Raw genomic sequence first — 20,615 nt, 5'->3', positions numbered from 1 at the left:
ACTGACGTCAGCAGGGATGCCGGTCGGTTGCGCTGTGGGCCGACCGCGTGCTCGTGTGGAACGCGATGGGCTGGGCGACGTCGGGCAACTCCGCTTGCATTTCCTGCTCGAAGAAGAATTGCTCGCCGAAGGCGGGGCGCAGTTCGTCCAGCCAGCTCGCGCCGGCATCGAACTTGGCGTAGAAGGGGCGGCGCACCCAGAGCGGGTTGCGTGCCTGCAGGAACTGGAGGGCAAGGAGCTTCTCGCCGCCCAACTCGACGATGCCATCCACCATGACCTTGCCCGGGAAGGCGCTCATGGAGGGCCCGCGGACCGTGCGCGCCAGTCCCGACACCGAGCGGTAGGCTTGCTGGAACACCTCGTAGGCTTTTACGAGCGGTAGCTTGAAGTAGCTGCTCGGCCCGGTGTCACGCTCGACGAACATGTAGTAGGGCGTTGCTCCCAGGCGGACTCCGGTGGTCCACAACTCCGACCAGCACGCAGGGTCCTCGTTGACATGGCGGATGAGTGGCGCCTGGATGCGCACCGTCGCCCCCGTGGCGATGATGCGGCGAAGGGCTTGCTGCGCGACCGGCTGCTGCAGCTCACGGGGATGGCTGTAGTGCGCCATCAGCGCCAGGTTGCGGCCTGCGGCGACGGTGCGCTCGAACAGGCGCAGCAGTTCGTCGGCGTCTTTATCCGAGACGAAGCGCTGTGGCCAGTAGGCGACAGACTTGGTGCCGATGCGGATGCTCTGCACGTGGGCCAGGTCTGGTGCCAGCACGGGATCGAGGTACTCGGCCAGCGAGCGCGCATTCATCACGAGCGGATCGCCGCCGGTGACCAGAAGGTCGGTGGTTTCGGTGTGGCGGCGCAGGTAGGTGTCCGCCTTCTTGCGATCCAGGGGCAACCCAGTGGCTTCGAACGGCACGACACAGGCGTGCGGGCGCATCATCACTGCTTCCTTGCGGCGCAGCCCGAACGCGCGGATCAAGCGCAGCGCCGCCCCCACATGCTGATCGCGGGCGCAGACCTCATCGATCAGCGGGTCGATGTCGATGCCCGCTCCGGTCCAGGTCCGGTCCCGCTGCGCGGTCTCCCGGCGCTGGTACTGCTGCGGAGCCAGCCCGTACGCGGCCGGCTGTAGCACCATGCCGGGCTTGCCAACCCATTGGGCCAGGCCGCGCAGGAAGCTGAAGTAAGTCTGGATGGTGGCTGCCGCCAGACCGTCCTTGCGCCACAGGTCCACGGTGGCCTGGATGTGCCGACCGCCGATGTTGCGCGGATCGGGAAGAGTGGCGAAACCACCCTTGCTTCGCAGTTCTCGCAGGAAGCGGCGCAGGAATACTGCGCGGTCGTGCCGCGTCTTGTGGGACACGCTTTTGTGCTTGGCGGTGTGCTGCCCGTTGAACAAGTCCAGCAGCATCTCCAGCACGCGCTCCGGTGCCATGGAGCCAGGGGGATGGCGCCTGAGGATGTCGATGGCGCTCAAGCCTGCCCAGGCCGCGCGGCGTGAGCTGGGCCGGTCTGCCGCAATGGAGCGCTTGGTGGCTGGGCGGGACTTGGTGGCAGAGGCCATGTGGAAGATGGAAGGCATCTTGAACTCCATGTTCGGCGGCGCAGTTCCCGACTGCGCAGTGGTTGCGGGGTGGGCACCTTTGGACATACCAGGGCTGGCGGTTCCCTTGCCAGCTTCGGCTGCAGCCGTTTCAAGCGCTTACCGTGCGCGGCCACATCGCACGGTGCCCACCCGGAATTGCCGGCGCATCGCGACGGCTCGGTCGTTCTTAAAAATGAAAACGGTTTGATCCGTCCTGTTGGTACGTTTCCGCACCGGACAGGGTTGGTGCGCCACAGCCTCTGGGGTCTGTGCGCTGCGCCTCGGTCTCGCCGGGGCACATCTGCAGGATCAGTGCTTGTTTCGTAGCGCCACCCATCTGCCGGGTAGCTCCCCTGACCGTGGCCAGGGAGCGTCAGATGTCCGAGCGGAGGCACACGTGGAGCCCGACAGGGCAAACACAACCGTGTACCGCGCATAGGGCGTGCTCGAAGGGTGGCGGGAACATTGGCATGGGCATCGCGTGCCCTGCAATTGGCTCTGCGTGCACTGCGCACGACCTGGAAGATCGCCCAGCCGCGTGGGCTGGTAGTCGCAGGCATTCACTACGAATGAACTCTCCTGAGCACTGCTCGATGGCAGTGCTCAACACGGCTCAGGGCCGGGACTTGAAGGGCGGGTAACGACCGCAACGCCTGAGTGGGCTCCACCGACGGGAGCCAAGGCCAGGAGCCTTCGGGAGACTTGAGTGGACTACGCCTGGAATATGGCGTCAAGACGCATGCGGGGCTTTCGGTGTGGCGGCGCAGCCTTGCTACACGCGCGCTCTAGGCCTCATCCTCATGTTTGGCTACCATGCCTGAGAGGGGGTTGACAGTTGACCAATCGGCCTCTGGTTGTAGATGCGACCTAGACGAGGCTGTTGTGAAGCCGGGTGGAACTTCCTGATCCGATCGATGCATTCGAAGCCATGTTGAAGTGGCCACGCAGCACACGGCCGTCCGGGGCGTGGGTTGGAGGGTTCTTGAACTACAGCAGCGCCGTCCAAGGTCATTGGCGTGGACAGCTTGGCCAAGACGTCTCTCGAACTGCAGCGCCGCGTTCGCCGGTTTCTCGTCCGCAGCGGACGAACGCTGGCGTACACCATGTGACCTGCTCCCGAAATGGCCGCGAACTTCGGTAGTCTTCGCCGTTGCATCTCTCGGCGCCGTCACGGACTCTCTCCACATCAGGTCCTGAACAAGGAGATCGCCGTGAGCATGGTCGTCAGATCCATCGATGTGGGTTTCGGAAACACGAAGTACGTGGTGGGGCATTCGGAGAACGAAATCAGGTGCGCGTGCTTCCCCTCACTGGCTTACACCAGTGCGAAAGATCCATTCAGCCGGCCCTCGGCGGAACGTCGAAGGACCGTGGCCATTCCGATCGACGGCCTGTACTACGAGGTCGGTCCGGACGTCCATCTGGCGGCGGACAACTTCCGGGCGACCCAACTCCATGACCAGTACGTAGAGACCCCGGAGTATCTGGCGCTGGCCCGTGGGGCACTGAGCTACATGAAGGCCGATGTGATCGATCTGCTTGTGGTGGGTCTGCCGGTCTCTTCGTTCCAGGCCCGCAAGGCATTCCTGGAGCGGTTGATGACTGGCGTACACGAGCTTGGCGGTGGCAAGACGGTAGAGGTGAAGAGGGCGATCGCACTCGCACAGCCGCAAGGCGCTCTCGTGTACTACACCGCCGCGTACCACAAGCAACGGACCATCGAGCATGAGCAGAGTCTCATCGTCGATCCGGGCTCGCGCACTTTCGACTGGCTGCTGTCGCGCGGAATGCGCCTGGTCATGAAGGTCAGCAACTCCGTGAACCGGGGAATGTCCGACGTGCTCAAGACCATTGCGCAGGAGATCAGCAGCGAGATCGGACGACCGTATAGCGACCTGCCCGCGATCGACACGGCGTTGCGTACCGGCAAGTCGCTGTTGATCTACCAGAAGCCGTTCGACCTCACGCCCATCCTTCCGACCGCACGGGCAGTCGCGCGTCGGGCTGTCTCGTCGATGATGGAGTGGGTCACCGAGGACTACAGCATCCAGAACGTGATCCTCGTCGGTGGAGGCGCCTTCATGTTCAAGGATGCCATCAAGGCGGCGTTCCCGAACCACAAGATCCAGGTGGTCAGGGAGCCCTTGTATGCGAACGTGAAAGGCTTCCAGATCGCTGGGAGCAACCTGGTGGAAGCTGAGTCTCAGGAAAGCCGACGCGATGCTTCGCAGCAGTGATGGGTCGGGCCAGGGCAACGCCGAGCGGATCCGCGTGACGTTGGATGTTTGCAGAAGTGATGATCCCTTGTTGTACGACGCGCTGGCAGCTCTGGCGAAGGGGCGAAGGAGGGTGGCCCGCCTGCGAACGCTTGCGCACGATGGACTTGCAACGAACCTGGGGCTGGTTGCGGTGGCCTCTGTCGGTGTGGCAACTGCCGAGAAGGAGCCGGTCGAGCGGGGCGAGCTTGCGAAAGTCCCACCGGCGGTGACGCGTGCCCTGTTCGAGCCACCACTGGTCTCGTGAGTTTGACGGGATATTCTGCTTCGCCTGGCACTCATTGGCCGATGAAGAGGTGGCACTTCAGCAGGAGTCGCACGGGCCGGTCAGTGTCCATGGCACCACCGACCTCGTCGTCCATTAGACTGGGTGCCTCACTCGCTACTGGATTCACGCCTATGAAGAACCGCCGCACTTCCGCCAAGCCTTCGATGGTCGAACCCACGCAGACCCTCAAAGAGATCGATCAGGAGATCGCAAAACTCAAAGAGCGCGCTGCTTCGATCATCGCCAGCGAGAAGGCCGGGGTCGTCGAAAGGATCAAGGAGGCGATCGCCTATTACAGCCTGACGGCCGCCGAACTCGGTCTCGGTGCACAAGGGCCGGCGGGGAAACGTGGCAAGTCGCCCAAGGCAGGTCGACCCGCCAAGGGAACCTCCGACCAGGCCATCGGTGATCCGGCAGAAGTTTCTTCAGCAGCTGCCGCGCCAGCCAAGAAGACTCGCGCTGGAGCGGGAGGTATCAAATTCAAGGATGATGCCGGCAACAGCTGGTCGGGATTCGGCCCGAAGCCACGATGGTTTACCGAGGCACTGGCCGGTGGGAAGACGCTTGATGAGCTGAAGGCCTGACGGCACCATCATGAGGGTGCGGGGTTAAGCTTCTACGAGGACGTCCTCGAGCAACGCCTCTGCGCCCAGGGCATTTGGTATCCATCGAGACCGAGGACCACGACCTTTCAAATGGTCGCCGGTCGCCGAATCGCCTTGCTTGGATTCGTGCCCGTAGCTGTCTGACGCCGCCAACGCTCCGATCGGCTGGAGCCGGCGAGGACGAATCTCTGGTCACAGGCAGGTTCCGGGCTTCCAACTGTTCGCAGACGCAGGGCCTCCTTGCGGCCGGATGCGGCGACAAGTCGGATGCAGATAGGTGGCTCCAATCACCTGCGAGTCTTGTTTGCGGCATGTACATGGTTGCGCATCGCTGTCACTTCTTGAAGCGATCCCGGTCGAAAGCGTCATCAGGCAGGGCGGACATGACGGCTCCCTCGGCAAAGGCGTAGCGCAGGTAAGGCGCGCGAGGTTGCCCCGGCGGCGAATACTGGCCGTCCGACAGGATCCGCTTCTTCGCCGACATGTGCTTGACCTGGCCTTCGAATGCGACGATCTGCTGCAGCGCGCCATCCTCCAGCGGCGTGTAGTCCTTCTCGGGGCGAAACTTGTCGAGTGCAAGGTACTGGTGCGGACGAATCTCATCGATCTGTTGCTTCGTCCTCAGCTCGCAGCGCGCGATGACGCTGTAATACTCCAGGCTGGTGTTCTGTCCCTTGGGGGCCTTCAGCAAAGCGACCGGCCGGTCCACCTCGATGGTCACATTCGGATTGGCGCGCAGCAGTTCTGCCATCTTCCCAAACCTGGAGCAGTGGATCAGGAAGCGATCCTCGAGGAACGTGAAGCTTTGGGCTACCACGTAAGGAAACGGGTCGTCATGGATCGCGACGCGGCAGATCATCTCGTCACGCAGGAATGCGCGGATCGCTGGCCAGTCCGACCAGGCCAAATCCGTGCGGCGCATGGTGTTGTTCAGGAATGCGGGTGCAGCCGCACCATCAGGCGGAGTTTGATGGCTCATGCGCGTACCGCCAGCATGGCCTCGACCTCAACGGAGACATTCATGGGCAGGCTGGCCACGCCCATCGCGACGCGGGCATGCGTACCTCGCTCGCCGAGAACCTCTGTGATCAGTTCGGACGCGGCGTTGATGATCTCGGGTGCATTGAAGTAGCCCTCGGACGTGACCACGTATCCCCCGACGCGCAAGACCCGCTCGATGCGGTCCCAATCGCCTTGACATGCGTGACGTGCCCAGGCCAATACGTTGATGGCACATTGCCGCGCTGCGTGCTTGGCCTCGGCCACCGACACCATGCTCGGCACAGCGCCAGTCGCAGTTGGTTTCGCCTGGTGCAGTGGCAGCTGTCCTGAAATCGCAAGTAGACCGCCGTGCAACACATATGGCCTGTAGGCGGCCGCCGGAATGTCCAGGTGGGGGATCTCGATGCCCGCGCGGGCGATGCGTTCTTCTATCGACATGGTGGGTAGTGGTGTGAATGTCAAAGGGTGGTTGAGGTATTGGAGGTGGCAGCGGAGCAGGGGAAGCGAACAGCTGTCCGGTTGGCGGTGTCGTGGGCTTACCTGCCGACGGCATAGCCCTGCATGCCTCGCGGGTTGGCGGCGGCGCGCAGCACGCGACGCCCCGTTCCATCGAGCTGCTGTGTGCATGCGGAAATGCGACCTTCCGACCAGGCTTCGCCGACCTTCACGTTGTGACCGGCAGCGCGCAGTGCGGCAATGGTCTCGGCGCCCAGTCTGGACTCCACGGCCAATTCGTTGAGCTTGACCGAGCGTGGCCAGAACGACGCCGGTGAATGGTCCACGTGCCAGGACGGCGCATCGATGGCTTCCTGGAGGTTCAGCCCGAACAGTATGTGGCGCAGCAGGAAGGTCACGGTCCATTGGTCCTGCTGGTCGCCGCCGGGCGTGCCGAACACCATGTACGGCTTGCCGTCGCGGAGCACCATGCCCGGTGAAAGCGTGGTGGACGGCCGTTTGCCGGGCTGCAGTTGCCCCGGCACGCCATCGTCCAGCCACGTCATCTGCAGGCGCGTGTTGAGCGAGAAGCCCAGCGCGGGGATGACCGGGCTCGACGAAAGCCAGCCACCGGACGGTGTGGCCGCGACCATGTTGCCCTGGCGGTCGATGACGCTGAGGTGGCAGGTGTCGCCCACGAAGACTTCACGCGCGATCCATTCACCCACCGGGGGCAGCGCTGCAAAGGTGGGCTCGCCGATGCCGAAGCGGGTCTCGGACACGGCCAGGGTGCGATCGGCCACGCCGAGATCGGGAAGCCGTGGTACGCGTCCGCCGGGCGCGCCGGGCCGCAGTTGGGTCGATGCCTGTGCTGTCACAAGCGCAAGCCGCTGGCGGGCGTAGTCGTCTGAAAGCAAGGCCTGCAGCGGCACGTCTGCGACGCGCGGGTCGCCGTACCAGGCCAGGCGATCGGCGAGCGCAAGCTTGGCGGACTCCACGACGGCGTGCACGAATGCAGGGGCGTTGCTGCCTGTTTTGCCGAGGTCGGCATGCCGCAGCATCGCCATCTGCTGCAGGAACACCGGGCCTTGCGACCAGGCACCGCACTTGGCCACCGTGTAGCGCCCGAAGTCGGTGGTGGCCGGCGCCTCATAGGTCGGCTGCCACTGCGCCATGTCGGCGTAGCGCAGCAGGCCCGTGTTGCGGCGACCCGTCGTGTCCATGACAGCCTCGTGTGTGTAAAACGCATCGATCTCCCGCGCCACGAAGCCGCGGTACCAGACGTCGAGTGCGGCATCTATCTCGCGCTCCCTGGTGCCGCGACCTTGTGCTTCGGCTTCGGCCAGGATGCGCTCGTAGGTGGCGGCGACCGCCGGGTTGGAGAACAGCGCGCCAGGCTGTGGCACCTGCCCGCCCGGCAGCCACACCCTGGCCGAGCTGTGCCACTCGCTGCGGAAGAGCTGCTCGACGGCGAGGATGGCCTGCACGCCCCGGGCGACCAAAGGCAGGCCATCGCGCGCGTAGCGGATCGCCGGCTGCAGCACCTGTGCAAGCGTCCATGTACCGTGGTCGCGCAGCATCGTGAGCCAGGCGCCGAAGGCACCGGGGACGGTTGCTGGCAACAGCCCGATGCCGGGCACCTGCTCCACACCCAACGCCCGGAACTGCGCGGGCGATGCGAGCGCAGGCGCAGGCCCCTGGCCGCACAGCACGCTGGCACACTGCTCCCGCTCGCTCCAGATCAGCAGCGGGACCTCGCCGCCCGGACCGTTCAGGTGCGGCTCGGCCACCTGCAGCACGAAGCCTCCGGCGACAGCCGCATCGAAGGCGTTGCCACCGCGTTCCAAAACACCCATCGCCGTCTGCGACGCAAGCCAGTGCGTGGATGATGCGACGCCGAAGGTGCCGGTGATCTCCGGTCTCGTGGTGAACTCAGACATGTGGATTTCTCGTTGGATGAAAGCAGAAGATCAGTCGATGGATGCGCCGGAGCGTTTGACGAGAGGACTCCACCAAGCGATCTCCTGCTGGATAAATGAGCCAAGCTGACCGGGTGTCATGCTCTTGAACGTGTCGTAGCCTCTGCTTTCAAGGCGGGCGCGAAAGTCGCGGTCCGCGACGATGGCTTCGAGTGCCGCATGGAGCTTGGCGATCACCGGTGGCGGCGTGCCGGCCGGTGCGAGCACGCCGATGGCGACGCCCATCTGGTAGTCCTTGAAACCTGCTTCGGCCATCGTGGGTACGCCCGGCAGCAGCACCGACCGATCGCGCGAGGTGACGGCCAGCGCCTTGAGGCGGCCGTCCTGAACCAGCGGCAGCACGCTCGGGGTGTTGTAGAAGCCGAAATCGACTTGACCCGCCGTCACCGCGGTCACGCCCTGCGGGGCGCCGCCGAACGGAATATGGACGGCATGCGTGTTCGTGATTGCCTTGAGGAGTTCTCCGCCCAGGTGCTGCGAGGTTCCGTTGCCTCCGCTCGAGAAGTTGAACCTCCCAGGCTGTGCACGCAGCGCGTCCACCATGTCCTTGACGCTGTTCCAGGGACTGTCGCCCCTGACGATCAGCGCGTTGGAAGCGGTGGCCAGGTAAGCCACTGGTGTGAAGTCCTTGATCGGGTCATAGGACAGTTTCTTGAACAGCCCGACGTTGATGGCCCAGGTGTTCGAAGCGGCAAGGATCAGGGTGTAGCCGTCGGGCGCGGCACGTGCGACCGCCTGCATGCCGATCTGGCCGCCGGCTCCGGTCTTGTTCTCCACCACGACAGGCTGTCCCAGCCTTCTGCCCAGTTCGGGCTGGATGGCACGCGCGAGCACGTCGTTCGTGCTGCCTGCGGCAAGGGGAACGATCAGCGTGACAGGTTTGCTGGGGTAGCCGCTGTCCACGGCCCAGACTTGCGTCAGGGGCAGGAGCAGCGCGATGGCGAGCAGGTTCGAGATGAGTTTCATGGACATTCCAAAGCGGGTTGCAGGGCTCGAACGCCGACCTTCTCGAATGCGAGGAGGTCTGGCGTCTTCTGGCGATGTCTTCCTCCACCGACCACCTTAGGAAGGTGTCGTGATGCATGACCTGTGCCGCGTTCGAACCGCCTTTTGGGCGGTGGTTGCCATGGTTCAACTGCGCGATGGATCCATGTTAAAAAATTGCCCACGCACAGGAACAGTTCATCTGGTTTATTCAGACATCAAATGCGTTTATCCATCGCCGGTCGGCGCGCAGAGGCGTGCGCGAACCTTGCGCGATAGGCGCCCGTCTGCGCCGTGCCGAGGCGCTGGGCTGGCCGAGCTGTTGCGTCGCGACAGTGGAGAGCGCGCTCTGGCGGCGGTGCGCTGGCACGCCAGACCGGGGGTCAGCCGCGCCGGCCGTGCTCCGAGCGCATGTGCTGGCGTGCCATGGCCAGGAACGCCATGGCCGCAGGGCTGAGCGGCGTCTTCGCCAGCCGGACTGCGACAACGGGCCACTCGACCACCGGCTGCGACACGGGTGTGCAGCGCAGATCGCTGGGCATCAGCGCCTGGACGTAGCGCGGCAACAGCGCCACGCCCACTCCCGCCTGGATCAGCCCGAAAGCTGTCGAGAGCAGCGAGACGTGGTGGACCACATGCGGGTAGACGTTGGCTGTCTGCAGGAGCTGACGGCTCACCGTGCGCCAAACGTTGGCTTCCGGGTTGACATGGATGAACGGCAGATCACCCAGGTGTCGCGCATCGACGCTGGCGTGGGAAGCCAGCACATGGTCGCAGCGTACGAACAGGCCCATCGGCTCGAGGAACAGCTGCTCTACCGCAAACTCGGAACGCTTCTGTCCGATGTCGGCGCCGAAAGCCAGATCCGCTTCCTGCGATGCCAGCCGCTGTTTCATCTGCTCGGCGGTGCTGTCGAGCAGCGTGACCACGAGCTGCGGGTGCTCGCCCTGGAAGCGACGCAGCAGCGGGGGGAGCAATGCAGCGGCCGTCAGGTGCGCCACCGCAAGCACCACGCGGCCTTCGCGCAGTTGCGAACTGGAGAGGCAGGCTTCCACGGATTCATCGACCAGACGCACCGTGCGAATGGCCGTGTCCACCATCAGGCGGCCTGCCGCCGTCAGTGCCAGCTTCCTGCCGCGTGACAGCAGTGGCTGGCCCAGTTCGTCCTCCATGCGCTTGACCAGATGGCTGATGGCCGGCTGCGTCATCTTCAATGCATCGGCAGCGCGTGTGAAGCTGCCGGACTCCGCCACGGCCGCGAGCGCCCGCAATTGCTGGAGCGTGATGCCTTCCAGAACGGTGCGTCCCATCGCAGCCCCAGGCGCTCAAGCCCATCGGGTCGCGAGTCGCGGCAACGCCGATGCCAGCAGGACGATGCCGGACATCGTCAGCAGTCCCAGGACGATCTGCCGGAACCGGGCTTCGCTGATACCGATGTAGAGCCTCGCGCCCAGCAATGTAGGCACGAGCATCGCGGGCGCCACGATGGCGAACAGCGGCAGCATCTTTCGGGTGACGAGGCCGGTGGCGACGTAGGTGCTCATCGTCACCGCCAGCATCGACAGGTTGAAGTTCTGGATCACTGCGCGCTGTGCATCCTTGTCGAAACCGCGCAATGTGCACCACAGCGTGGGTAGCGTGCCGGTGAAGCCGCCGATGCCGCCCATCACGCCACCGGCCAGGCCCACGGCGCCGTCTGCCAGCCGGCCGCCGCGCGTGATGCGCGGCAGGTTCTTGGCCATCAGCATCGCGGGGCACCACAGCACCAGCAAAGTACCCAGCACCACCTTGAACCATTCCACATCCAGGCGTGGCAGCAGCAGCACCCCCAACGGCACGCCCAGCAGGCCGCCCAGCACAAACGGCAGCAGCCGCTGCGCATCGAAGCCGCGCCGCACCGAGACGGCGGCGATGACCTGACCCGTCAGCGCACCGAACACCGCCAGCACGGCGGCAAGCCGGGGCTCCAGCGTCCAGGCCCACAAGGACATGGCGACCAACCCGAACGCGAAGTCTGACAGGCCCTGCACGAAGCCTGCGACCACGGCGCCCAGCGCCACGACGAGATAGATCGAATCCATGCCTCTTGTCCTTCCTTCTCTGGATTGTGAAGAGAAGGCATAAGGCGATCATTCGGTTTTAGTATTGGGGCATCATGATTTCCTCATGCATCACTGATGTCCGCAGATGAGCTTCAGGCCCGCCTGGCTTCCAGGCTGAAGATGCGCCACCTGTCGCTGCTGTGCCTGATTGCGCAGCATGGCTCGCTCACGCGGGTGGCCGAACACATGTCGACCAGCCAGCCGGCTGTGACGCATGCCTTGGCCGAGCTGGAGGCCATGTTCGGTGCGCCACTGTTCACGCGCTCGACGCGGGGCATGACCGCGACCGCCCTGGGCGAGGTGGCACTGAAGCGCGCCCGGGCGATGCTGCAGGACCTGGGCCACTGGGTGCGCGACATGGAGGCGGCGGGCGCAGGTCGCGTGGCCCATCTGCAGGTGGGGGTCATCCCGTTCATTCCGGGCCGCTTGCTGGCCGCTGCGATCGGCCACACGCGGCCCCAGGACCGGGGGATCACCGTTACGATCCACGAAGGCACAAGCGACCATCTGCTTGCGCGGCTGCGCAGCCACGAGCTGGACTGTGTGATCGGGCGCACCTCGGCCGTGCTGGCGATGGATGGCCTGGTGCACGAGGTGCTCTACGAGCAGGAGCCGCGCCTGGTCGCGCACCGGCGCCTGGCGGCGCGACTGGGGCGCAAGCCGCTGTCCTGGCCCGAACTGGCGCAGCTGGACTGGGTGCTCGGCCAGCGCAACACGCCGATGCGCGAGCAGATCACCGACTTCTTCCTGCGCGCCGGCGTTGCACCGCCCGCGCCCATCGTGGAGAGCCTGTCGGCCAAGGTGATCGGCGAGCTGATCGCGGCCAACGAAAGGGCGGTGTCCATCGTGCCGGCCGACATTGCGGAAGAACTGGCACGGCTCACCGGGGTGGGCGTGGTGGCCCATCGCTTCGGGTGGACGCTGCCGCCCGTCACGCTGTTCCGCCGCGCGGAGGAATCGCTGCGCGAGGCCGATGCGATGTTCGCGCAGGCGCTGCGCGAAGTGTGCGAACAGGGCCGATGAGGAACCCACCCGGGCGCAGCGGATCCTGTGGCCGGATCGGAGCCAGACCGGCCCTCAAAGGTCTGGCGTGCGTGACGGTGCAATGCGTTGCACAGGCGCAGAGCCTCGCGTGCGTTGTCGGGCGGCTTATGATTGCTGCCTATCCCGTTGAATCCGGTCCAGCTTGAGAGGTTGTCGGTAGCGCACCGACATGATCGACCTCTCTGCATTGCTGCAAGGCTTTGTCCTCGGACTAGGCATGTTCGTGTGCCCCGGTCCCAAGGATGTTCTGATCCTCCGCGAGGCCTTGTCCGGGCGTTCCCCCGTGCAGCTGGTCGGCATCGGCACGGGTAGCGACTTGGTATTGATTGCGCTGGGCATCCTTGGCCTGTCCGCGGCCTTGCACGCTGCACCCGGGTTGCAGCTCGCAGCACAGCTTCTTGGCATCGCGCTGTTGCTGCTGCACGGGGCGCAGGCCGCCCGCAGTGCGCTGGTAGTCAGCCCAACCGTGCTGGCCGTTGTGGCGCCGGCCGGGGTTTCCAGTTCCCGGGGCCTGCGCCAGCTTCTGCTCGTCTCCTTGTTGAACCCCGCTGCCTGGCTCGACACCGTGCTGGTGATCGGAACGGTCGGCGCCGCCTTGCCTGCTGGTTTGCGGCTCGGCTATGCCGCAGGCGCGGTGGGTGCTTCGCTGGTGTGGTTCACGGCATGGGTCACTGGCGCCCGCCATGCGCGACGCTGGATGGGCAACCCCCGGAACTGGCGGCTGTTGGATCTCGGTGTTGCGCTGGCGATGCTGGGGATGGCGGCCTGGATGGCTCTGGGCCTGGCGTAGCGCCGCAGCGAGGCGAGCCCAGGGAGCGGAAGCGGTCCTTGCAGTTGTCGACCTAGCATGCGTCATCCAGTTCCAGGATGGTTGCGGCCAGCACCCGAGCACCTGCGGCGGCCTGATCGGGTGCGATCCACTCTTCCGGGCAGTGGCTGCGCCCGCCGCGGCAAGGGACGAAGATCATTCCCATCGGCCCGGTGGATGCCAGGTACATGGCGTCGTGGCCCGCGCCGCTCGGCAGCCGGCGGTGTGCCAGTCCAAGCCGATCCGATGCCCGCTCGATCGCCTCCATCACCAATGGCGCGCAGCGCGTGGGTCGCGTGGTCGTGAGCGGCGCGGCACTGGCATGCACGCGCAGCGCATCGAGTTCGTTGCGGCACGATGTCAACAGGCGTTCCGGAAAGTCCAGCAAGACCCTCTCGCAATCGCTGCGCACTTCCAGCGTCATCACGACCGTGCCGGGCACCGCGTTCGCGGCGTTGGGCGTCAACCCAAGGCGACCAATGGTCGCGACCAGATAGTGTGGTCCACCATTCATTGCACTGGCCTGGCGCTGTGCCGCCGCGATCAGAAGGGCAGCGCCCAAGAGCGCGTCGCGCCGCATGTCCATCGGCGTGGTGCCGGCATGGTCCGGTTGGCCGGTGACCGTCAGCTCCACGCGTCGAATTCCCACGATGTGGCTCACCACCCCGATCGGGAGGCGTTCGTGTTCCAGCACGGGCCCCTGTTCGATGTGCAACTCGACGAAGGCGGCGATGTCACCGGGGCCTCGCCGCTCCTGGACAAGTGCCTGCGGCCGCGCGCCAATGCGCAGCATCGCATCGGCCAGGGTTTCGCCCGCGCCGTCGGTTGTTGTCAGCATGCTGGGGTCGAGCTGTCCCGAGAACGCGCGACTGCCAACGCACGAGATGCCAAAGTCGCTTGGCTCTTCGGAAAGGAAGTCGATCAGCTCCACGGGGTGGCGCAGCCTGCAACCGGCTTCACGCAGCGACTGCATGACTTCCAGGCCGGCGATCACGCCCAGGATTCCGTCGAAGCGACCGCCTCCGGCAACGGTGTCGCAATGCGACCCCGTCACCAGGGGCTGGAGCGCCGCCTGCGTGCCCTCGCAACGACCTGTCAGGTTGCCTCCAGCGTCCAGTGCGACCTTCAATCCTGCGGTTGCGAACTCGGCCTGCAGCCATGCACGCGCCTGCAAGAACTCGGTCGAGAACGCGCGCCGCGTCCACGGGACGTCGGATCGGGTGAAGCTGGACAGCGTCATCAGGCGATGCCAGAGACGTTCGGCGTTGATGGGGGGAACGTTGTGCATGGAATGCAGTTGTAGGGACGACAGTCGAACATGTGGGGATCTGCCATGTTGATGAAGGAATCGACATAAGGGAAGATTTGGTTTCTTATGCAATCCATCAAGAATTCTTTGGAGTCCACGCTTCAGCTGGAGCAACTGCGGACGTTCTCTCTCGTGGCGCAGACCGGGAGCTTCTCGGCCGCGGCGGAGCAGCTCGGCCTGACGCAGCCAGCGGTCAGCATGCAGGTCAGGCAGTTGGAAAGGCGGCTCGCGGTCCGGCTGCTGGAGCGTGTCGGTCGCGGCGTCAACGCCACGGCCGCGGGTGCAGAACTGATGCTGCACGTCCCCCGCATCGCCACAGCCGTCGAGGCGGCGCTCAGCGCGGTTTCTCCTTACGCATCGGGTGTCAACGGGTGCGTAAGGCTGGGGGCGAGCGTGACGACGTGTCTGTACCTTTTGCCACAGGCTCTGCGGCAGCTGAGAGATGCATTCCCTGCACTGCGCATAGTGGTCAGCACGGGCAACACCGAGGAGCTCGTTCGGGCAATCGAGTCCAACACGCTGGACCTGGCCTTGGTCACGCTGCCAGTGTCCTCACGTTCCCTGTCGACGACACCGATTTTCAAGGATGAGTTCGTTGCCATTGGACGTGTGAACACGTGCGCGTGGCCAAAGCGACTGACCCAGGAAGCCTTGGGCACGCTTCGGCTGGTGAAGTTTGGTCGCGGTACCACCACCCAGGGCATCGTCGACCAATGGCTTCGCAAGCGAGGCCCAGTGCCGCAGCCGGTGATGGAGCTCGACAGTGTGGAGGCGATCAAGGCGGTGGTGGCTGCCGGCTTGGGATGTGCCATCGTGCCGCGGATGGCGGTCACCGGCCGCGGACACGATGCAGAGCTTGCTCTGCAGACGCTGTCGCCGCGGCTGTACCGAACGCTCGCCATCCTCGCGCGCAACGACAAGCCGATGACCCACGCGCTTCGGGCCGTTTTCGACGCCGTCGTGAAGGCGGGGGAGGCTGCGACACGCGCGTCAGGGGCATGATGAAGCAGAAGTGCCCGGCTCATGGCCTGCAGCAGCGCGCAAGCGCCGGTTGGCGAGGCAGGAGGATGGCGCGCCCGTCGTTCTCTTCAGGGGCAACAGCCTGCGCAAGTACGCGTGGACGATCAACAATGACCGCGGGACTGGGCATGCAGCACGGAGAAGGAGAAGCGCCGACTAAACTCCTTCGAACAACTTGGGACTTTCATGGCGACCAGTGAACTCATCTTCTTGGGAAGCATCGCAAGCCTCTACCTGATGCTTGCAATCAGTCCAGGCCCCAACTTCTTGGTGATCACGGCGACGGCAATCAGCCAGTCCCGGCTCCAGGCTGTTGGCGTCGGTCTCGGTGTTTCCACTGCCAGCGTGCTGTGGGCCAGCCTCGCTGCAGTGGGCCTGGGCGTGGTGATCGGGCAGTATCAGTGGGCCCAGCAAGCGCTGCGGGTGGTCGGCGGCACCTACCTGATCTACATCGGCGTCAAGATGTTCCGCGCGGCAGATCGACCTGTGGTTCGGCGTGCACCGGACCTCGTGGTTCGAAGCACATGGCAGGCCTACCGCTACGGTTTGGTGACCAACCTCACGAACCCCAAGACGCTGGTCTTCTTCAGCAGCGCGTTTGCAACGCTGTTCACGCCGGATCTGGCCCTGTGGGCCAAAGCGGCCGCGGTGCTGGTGGTGGCGATGATCTCGATCACCTTGAACCTGCTCATTGCGAGTGTCTTCTCAGCCGAAGTCGCCAGGCGAAAGTACGGCGATGCGAAGCCGGCCATCGACAGAGTGACTGGGGGCTTGTTGGCTCTCTTCGGCGTGAAACTTCTGGCAGGCAAGTAGGCAACTCAGCTCTCGCTGGAGGGCGGGGCGTGATACAGGGCCACACACGTTCCGCATGCCTTGCTCGGAGTGCGCCGACTGGTGAACCGGAGATCGATCGGTCCCTGCAGGCACCACACGCCATGACTGTGGAAAGAGCCAATGCTCAGCAACATTGCGTTGTGATCTCGCGCAGTCGCTAGTGACTTGGTTTCAGTTTGCGACGCTCCGTACGGATCCTGCGTGCCGGTGCTGGCCTCAAGCGAGGAGCACTGGCGGGCATTGCTGGCGAGAACCGAACAACCCTTGTCGATCTCTCATGAATGGCCTGTCGGCGCACTCCTAAGCTAGATGGTTTCTGGCCATCATGAAGGATCTGCGTGCCGCTGCGCCTTGCATCCCCGTCTTTTTTCGTCCTCCACATTCACCGGATCCGATGACCTGGGTTGCACTGGGTCTGCTTGCCGGGCTTTTGCTCGGTACCTATGACTTCCTGACGAAGCTCGCGCTGCATGACAGAAGCGTTCTTGCCGTCATCGTCCTCTCGTCGGCTGTCGGCGCCTTGCTCTGGATGCCGCTGCTAGCAGTGCCAAACTCTGCCGCCAGTGTGCTGCGCCCGCTGGGCTTGTTTCCAGCGAGCTTGCGCTGGACCGAGCATTGCGTCCTGCTGCTCAAGTCGGCCATGATGGTTGCAAACTGGGTTCTGTCGTACTACGCGATCAAGGCATTGCCGCTATCAATATCGGCAGGCGTTCGAGCCTCGGGTCCGCTTTGGACTGCCATCGGCGCCATCGTGTTCCTGGGTGAAAGCTTGGGCTGGTGGCAGTGGGCGGGGCTTGCGGTCTCGATGGTCGCCTACTACCTGTTCTCGCTCATCGGACAGAAGGAAGGCATCCGTTTCCACCGCAACGGATGGGTGCTGTGCATGGTCGGGGCAACCATTCTCTCCTCGGCGACAGCGCTTTATGACAAGCACGTCGTTGCCCGGTTGGGGATGGACCTGGCTGCCGTGCAGGCATGGTCGGCCGTGCAGCGCGGTGTGATTGCACTCATCCTGGTTCCTTGGGTCTATCGTGAAGTGTCACTTAGCGGCTTGTTCACGCGCTTGTGGGTCATCTCGATACTTGGAACAGCTTATGTTGCGGCCGAGTACATCTATCGTGAGCGTCCAGTCTGCCCACCTTGATTCCTGTGAGAAGCGAAGGATGCTCTTCTCCACCTAATTCTTGGTGGAGAAATGGACACTACCGTAGCCCTCAGTGAAGGTCGGGGCCTCGGCCCGGCCAAGCGCGCCGAGNCGTGAGCGTCCAGTCTGCCCACCTTGATTCCTGTGAGAAGCGAAGGATGCTCTTCTCCACCTAATTCTTGGTGGAGAAATGGACACTACCGTAGCCCTCAGTGAAGGTCGGCGTCGCCGGCGGCTTCACAGCGCTGAGTTCAAAGCGCATATCGTGGCGGCCTGCTGCCAGCCTGGCGTGTCGTCGGCTTCAGTGGCGATGGCGAATGGGATCAATGCCAACCTGGTCCGTCGATGGGTCAAGGAAGCCGAGGTCGGCCCGGAGATTGAGCGGGACAGCACTGCGAGCCAGCCCCAGAAGGCTTGCCCGGCGACCACGCCGACGCCGACGCCCAGGTTCTTGCCGTTGTCGATTCCCACACCGGCGTTACCCGTCGCGGCCGACATCCGCATCGAACTGCAGCGCGGCGCGACGACTGTCACGGTGACTTGGCCGGCAGGTGCCGCAGCCGAGTGCGCAGCCTGGATGCGCGAGTTGCTTCGATGATCCGCATCGACGCGATGTGGCTGGCCGCAGAGCCCATCGACATGCGCGCCGGAGCCGAGCGCCTGCTGGCGCGTGTGGTGCAGGTCTTCGGCGCAGCGCAGGCGCACCATGGCTACCTGTTCGCCAACGCCCGCGGCACGCGCATCAAGCTGCTCGTGCACGACGGCTTCGGTGTGTGGTGCGCGGCGCGCCGGCTCAACGCCGGGCGATTCGTCTGGCCAGGCACGACGAACGCGACGCCCACGCTGTCGCTCACAACGGCGCAGTTCGATGCCCTGATGCTGGGTCTGCCGTGGCAGCGCCTTGCCGAGCTGAGCGTCATCACGCGAGCCTGAACTCCGACACAACCGGCCTTCCCCGCGTTGACAGTGGATGTGCCGATGTTCGCATCGGCACGCTCTGGCACCATGCAAGGCATGCTTGGCGCGCGTGATCTTCCTGCTGTGGGTCCGTCGGGACTGCCCGCTGAGGCCGCTGCGCTCGTTGCCAAGCTACTCCAGCGCCTGCAGGACCAGGAGCAGCAACTGGCCGAGCGCGATGCGCTACTGCAGCGCAAGGATCGCGAGATCGCGCTGCGCGAGGCCAAGATCGAGAAGATCACCTTCGAGCTGGCCAGGCTCAAGCGCTGGAAGTTCGGCGCCAAGTCCGAGGCCATGAACGCCGAGCAGCGCCGCCTGTTCGAGGAGACGTTGGCCGAGGACGAGGCAGGCCTGCGCGAGCAGCTGGAGCGGCTGCGCCAGGAGGCTGCGGCGGCAGCCGCTGCGGCCGCCTTGGACACGCCGGCCAAGGCGCCCCCACGCAAGCCGCGCCGCAACCCGTTCCCCGATCACCTGCGCCGCGTGGAGCACCGCCACGAGCCCGAGCACACCGACTGCCAGGAGCCCGGCTGCGGACGCCCAATGACGCGCATCGGCGAGGAGGTCAGCGAGCGGCTGGACATCGTGCCGGCCGAGTTCTTCGTGCACCGCCACATCTACGGCAAGTGGGCCTGCCGCTGCTGCCAGGTACTGCGCCAGGTGCCCAGCGTCGCACAGGTCATCGAAGGCGGCATCGCTGCAAGTGGCTTCGTCGCGCACACGCTGATCAGCCGCTTCGTGGACCACATGCCGTACTACCGGCAAGAGACGGTCAACGCCCGCAGTGGCGTGCACACGCCGCGCTCCACGCTGGCGTCTATTGCCGGCCAGGCAGGCGCGGCGCTGGAGCCGTTGCACGATGCACTCAGGCGCTTCATCCTCAGCTGCGCCGTGCTGCACGCCGACGAGACCCCGGTGGCCTTGCTGGACCCGGGCGCGGGCAAGACGCGCAGAGCCTACGTCTGGGCCTACGCCCGAAGCTGGCACGACGCGGTGCCCGGTGTGATCTACGAGTTCTGCGCGGGACGTGGGGCGCAGTACCCGCTGGCGTTCCTGGAAGGTCAGCAGGGACGCGGCGAGTGCTGGTCGGGCACGTTGCTGACCGACCGCTACAGCGCCTACGAGACCGTGGTCGATCCACGGCTGTACCCGAACCGCGTTGGCGCCGCCTGCGTCGCGCACGCACGCCGCAACTTCGAGGAGTTGACGCACGAGGGCACCAGCGTGGTGGGTCTGGAGGCGGTGCGCCGCTTCGCGCGCATCTATGGGGTCGAGGCCGAGCTCAAGGACCTCAGCGATGAGGAGCGCCGGGCGCAGCGTCAGCGCCTCGCCAAGCCCCTATGGGACGAGCTGCAGCAGTGGTTGCAACTGGAGCGCCGGCTGGTGGCCGACGGCGGCCCGACGGCCAAGGCCATCGACTACACGCTGGGGCACTGGACCGCGTTGACGCGGCATCTGGATGACGGCGCGGTCGCCATCGACAACAACCACCTGGAGCGCCAGATCAAGCCCTGGGCCATGGGGCGCCGGGCATGGATGTTCGTGGGCAGCGAGCTGGCCGGCCAGAGGGCCGCCATCGTGATGAGCCTGGTGCAGTCGGCGCGGATGAATGGGCACGATCCCTGGGCCTATCTGCGCGACGTACTGCAGCGCCTGCCCACGCAGCTGAACAGTCGGATCGAGGACTTGCTGCCGCACCGCTGGCGGCCTGCGTGCAGCGCGATGCCATGACCTTGCTCACGCAGGCTGTGATGGTGCGGGCGAACATCGACATCGACCGCATGAGCGCGCAGCGCAAGGTAGAACTGGCCGACGAAATCCACGCCGGGCAGCCGAACCTGCTCGCCTCCATCCTCGTGTTACCTCGCTACGGGGTCGACATGCTGCAGCTTGAGGTGCCGATCCACGTCCTGCTGGTCGCGTTCCAGGCGATGAAGCACTGCGGGCGGGCCTTGCCGACGATCTCTGAAGACGTCCAGGAAATCTGCCTGCAGCGGCTGACGGCGACGATGAGGTTCACTGAAGGCGTGCCGCCAGACCTGGTCGGGCAGATGATCACGAAGTTCTGCGTCGACCACCCGGAGCGCTATCTGCTCGCGTTCGTGTACGGCTACCTCGGTGAGCACGATCTGCTGCGTGTGAGAACCGACGCCGAGAAGTACCTGCTGCTGGCCTGCCTCAACCTCGTGGAGTGCGTGGCCTACGTCGGAGCGCAGCTGCAGTCCAGATGAGCTGCGTGCGGCCGGTCAAGATGGGATGACTGGACGCTCAC

The 20,615-nt window shown here is 65.0% G+C and carries 20 protein-coding genes; 12 read left to right on the top strand and 8 right to left on the bottom strand.

The genetic code is table 11. The annotated features are described in order from the left end of the window. Window positions 1-7 precede the first annotated feature (7 nt). Window positions 8-1,576 (bottom strand): phage integrase N-terminal domain-containing protein, encoded by a 1,569-nt coding sequence (locus ASF44_RS32655; protein ID WP_082524532.1) that lies wholly within the window; start codon window positions 1,574-1,576, stop codon window positions 8-10. A gap of 1,220 nt (window positions 1,577-2,796) precedes the next feature. Here ASF44_RS32655 and ASF44_RS00080 point away from each other — a divergent pair. From ASF44_RS00080 to ASF44_RS30725, 3 genes are all read left to right on the top strand, one after another. After that, on the top strand, window positions 2,797-3,816 hold the full coding sequence (locus ASF44_RS00080; RefSeq protein WP_369820894.1) for a PRTRC system protein D: 1,020 nt from the start codon (window positions 2,797-2,799) through the stop codon (window positions 3,814-3,816). Next, a complete protein-coding gene (locus ASF44_RS31400; protein ID WP_156374289.1) occupies window positions 3,800-4,102 on the top strand; it encodes a hypothetical protein in 303 nt (100 codons plus the stop codon). Before ASF44_RS00080 ends, ASF44_RS31400 begins: the two co-directional genes overlap by 17 nt. 152 nt (window positions 4,103-4,254) lie before the next feature. Then, window positions 4,255-4,707 (top strand): H-NS family nucleoid-associated regulatory protein, encoded by a 453-nt coding sequence (locus tag ASF44_RS30725; RefSeq protein ID WP_235579078.1) that lies wholly within the window; start codon window positions 4,255-4,257, stop codon window positions 4,705-4,707. 355 nt (window positions 4,708-5,062) lie between these two features. On the opposite strand, the gene ASF44_RS00075 is transcribed toward ASF44_RS30725, so the two are convergent. The 6 genes from ASF44_RS00075 to ASF44_RS00050 all read right to left on the bottom strand — a co-directional run bounded on the left by ASF44_RS00075 (window position 5,063) and on the right by ASF44_RS00050 (window position 11,209). Beyond that, a complete protein-coding gene (locus ASF44_RS00075) occupies window positions 5,063-5,707 on the bottom strand; it encodes a pyridoxamine 5'-phosphate oxidase family protein (RefSeq protein WP_235579077.1) in 645 nt (214 codons plus the stop codon). Next, entirely contained in the window at window positions 5,704-6,168 is a 465-nt protein-coding gene (locus tag ASF44_RS00070) for a RidA family protein (protein WP_056897161.1), read from the bottom strand. Before ASF44_RS00070 ends, ASF44_RS00075 begins: the two co-directional genes overlap by 4 nt. Before the next feature lie 98 nt (window positions 6,169-6,266). Continuing rightward, a complete protein-coding gene (locus ASF44_RS00065) occupies window positions 6,267-8,105 on the bottom strand; it encodes a gamma-glutamyltransferase family protein (protein ID WP_056897160.1) in 1,839 nt (612 codons plus the stop codon). 30 nt (window positions 8,106-8,135) lie between these two features. Continuing rightward, window positions 8,136-9,110, bottom strand: coding sequence for a tripartite tricarboxylate transporter substrate binding protein (locus ASF44_RS00060; protein WP_235579076.1), 975 nt, complete (start codon window positions 9,108-9,110; stop codon window positions 8,136-8,138). 401 nt (window positions 9,111-9,511) lie between these two features. Beyond that, window positions 9,512-10,438, bottom strand: a complete 927-nt coding sequence (locus tag ASF44_RS00055) for a LysR family transcriptional regulator (protein WP_056897159.1) — start codon at window positions 10,436-10,438, stop codon at window positions 9,512-9,514. 15 nt (window positions 10,439-10,453) lie between these two features. Next, entirely contained in the window at window positions 10,454-11,209 is a 756-nt protein-coding gene (locus ASF44_RS00050) for a sulfite exporter TauE/SafE family protein (protein WP_056897158.1), read from the bottom strand. Between the two features lie 96 nt (window positions 11,210-11,305). Here ASF44_RS00050 and ASF44_RS00045 point away from each other — a divergent pair, with 96 nt between their 5' ends. Both ASF44_RS00045 and ASF44_RS00040 read left to right on the top strand, forming a co-directional pair. Continuing rightward, window positions 11,306-12,253, top strand: coding sequence for a LysR substrate-binding domain-containing protein (locus ASF44_RS00045; RefSeq protein WP_056897157.1), 948 nt, complete (start codon window positions 11,306-11,308; stop codon window positions 12,251-12,253). A 190-nt stretch (window positions 12,254-12,443) separates the two neighbouring features. Continuing rightward, window positions 12,444-13,064 (top strand): LysE/ArgO family amino acid transporter, encoded by a 621-nt coding sequence (locus ASF44_RS00040; protein WP_056897156.1) that lies wholly within the window; start codon window positions 12,444-12,446, stop codon window positions 13,062-13,064. Window positions 13,065-13,116: 52 nt separating this feature from the next. Here ASF44_RS00040 and ASF44_RS00035 read toward each other — a convergent pair whose 3' ends face one another. Further along, window positions 13,117-14,370 (bottom strand): Zn-dependent hydrolase, encoded by a 1,254-nt coding sequence (locus tag ASF44_RS00035; protein ID WP_056897155.1) that lies wholly within the window; start codon window positions 14,368-14,370, stop codon window positions 13,117-13,119. 87 nt (window positions 14,371-14,457) lie between these two features. On the opposite strand from ASF44_RS00035, the gene ASF44_RS00030 reads away from it, so the two are divergent. From ASF44_RS00030 to ASF44_RS00005, 7 genes are all read left to right on the top strand, one after another. Continuing rightward, window positions 14,458-15,393, top strand: coding sequence for a LysR family transcriptional regulator (locus ASF44_RS00030; protein WP_056897154.1), 936 nt, complete (start codon window positions 14,458-14,460; stop codon window positions 15,391-15,393). Window positions 15,394-15,597: 204 nt separating this feature from the next. After that, on the top strand, window positions 15,598-16,224 hold the full coding sequence (locus tag ASF44_RS00025; RefSeq protein ID WP_056897153.1) for a LysE family translocator: 627 nt from the start codon (window positions 15,598-15,600) through the stop codon (window positions 16,222-16,224). Between the two features lie 415 nt (window positions 16,225-16,639). After that, the gene (locus tag ASF44_RS00020; protein WP_056897152.1) at window positions 16,640-17,389 is read left to right on the top strand and encodes an EamA family transporter; all 750 of its coding nucleotides are present in this window, start codon (window positions 16,640-16,642) and stop codon (window positions 17,387-17,389) included. A 190-nt stretch (window positions 17,390-17,579) separates the two neighbouring features. Further along, the gene (locus ASF44_RS33185) at window positions 17,580-17,987 is read left to right on the top strand and encodes a transposase (RefSeq protein ID WP_082524411.1); all 408 of its coding nucleotides are present in this window, start codon (window positions 17,580-17,582) and stop codon (window positions 17,985-17,987) included. After that, complete coding sequence (gene tnpB / locus ASF44_RS00015; protein ID WP_056897151.1) at window positions 17,984-18,322, top strand: IS66 family insertion sequence element accessory protein TnpB; 339 nt, start codon at window positions 17,984-17,986, stop codon at window positions 18,320-18,322. Before ASF44_RS33185 ends, tnpB begins: the two co-directional genes overlap by 4 nt. A 72-nt stretch (window positions 18,323-18,394) precedes the next feature. Further along, entirely contained in the window at window positions 18,395-20,074 is a 1,680-nt protein-coding gene (locus ASF44_RS00010) for an IS66 family transposase (protein ID WP_235579074.1), read from the top strand. After that, window positions 20,071-20,574 (top strand): hypothetical protein, encoded by a 504-nt coding sequence (locus ASF44_RS00005; RefSeq protein WP_056898110.1) that lies wholly within the window; start codon window positions 20,071-20,073, stop codon window positions 20,572-20,574. The genes ASF44_RS00010 and ASF44_RS00005 overlap by 4 nt, the downstream gene beginning before the upstream one ends. Window positions 20,575-20,615: the final 41 nt, after the last annotated feature.

Origin of the sequence: Pseudorhodoferax sp. Leaf274 (genome assembly GCF_001422445.1) — a bacterium.
GTDB lineage: Bacteria > Pseudomonadota > Gammaproteobacteria > Burkholderiales > Burkholderiaceae_C > Pseudorhodoferax.
This window is presented reverse-complemented; position numbering and strand designations above follow the sequence as displayed.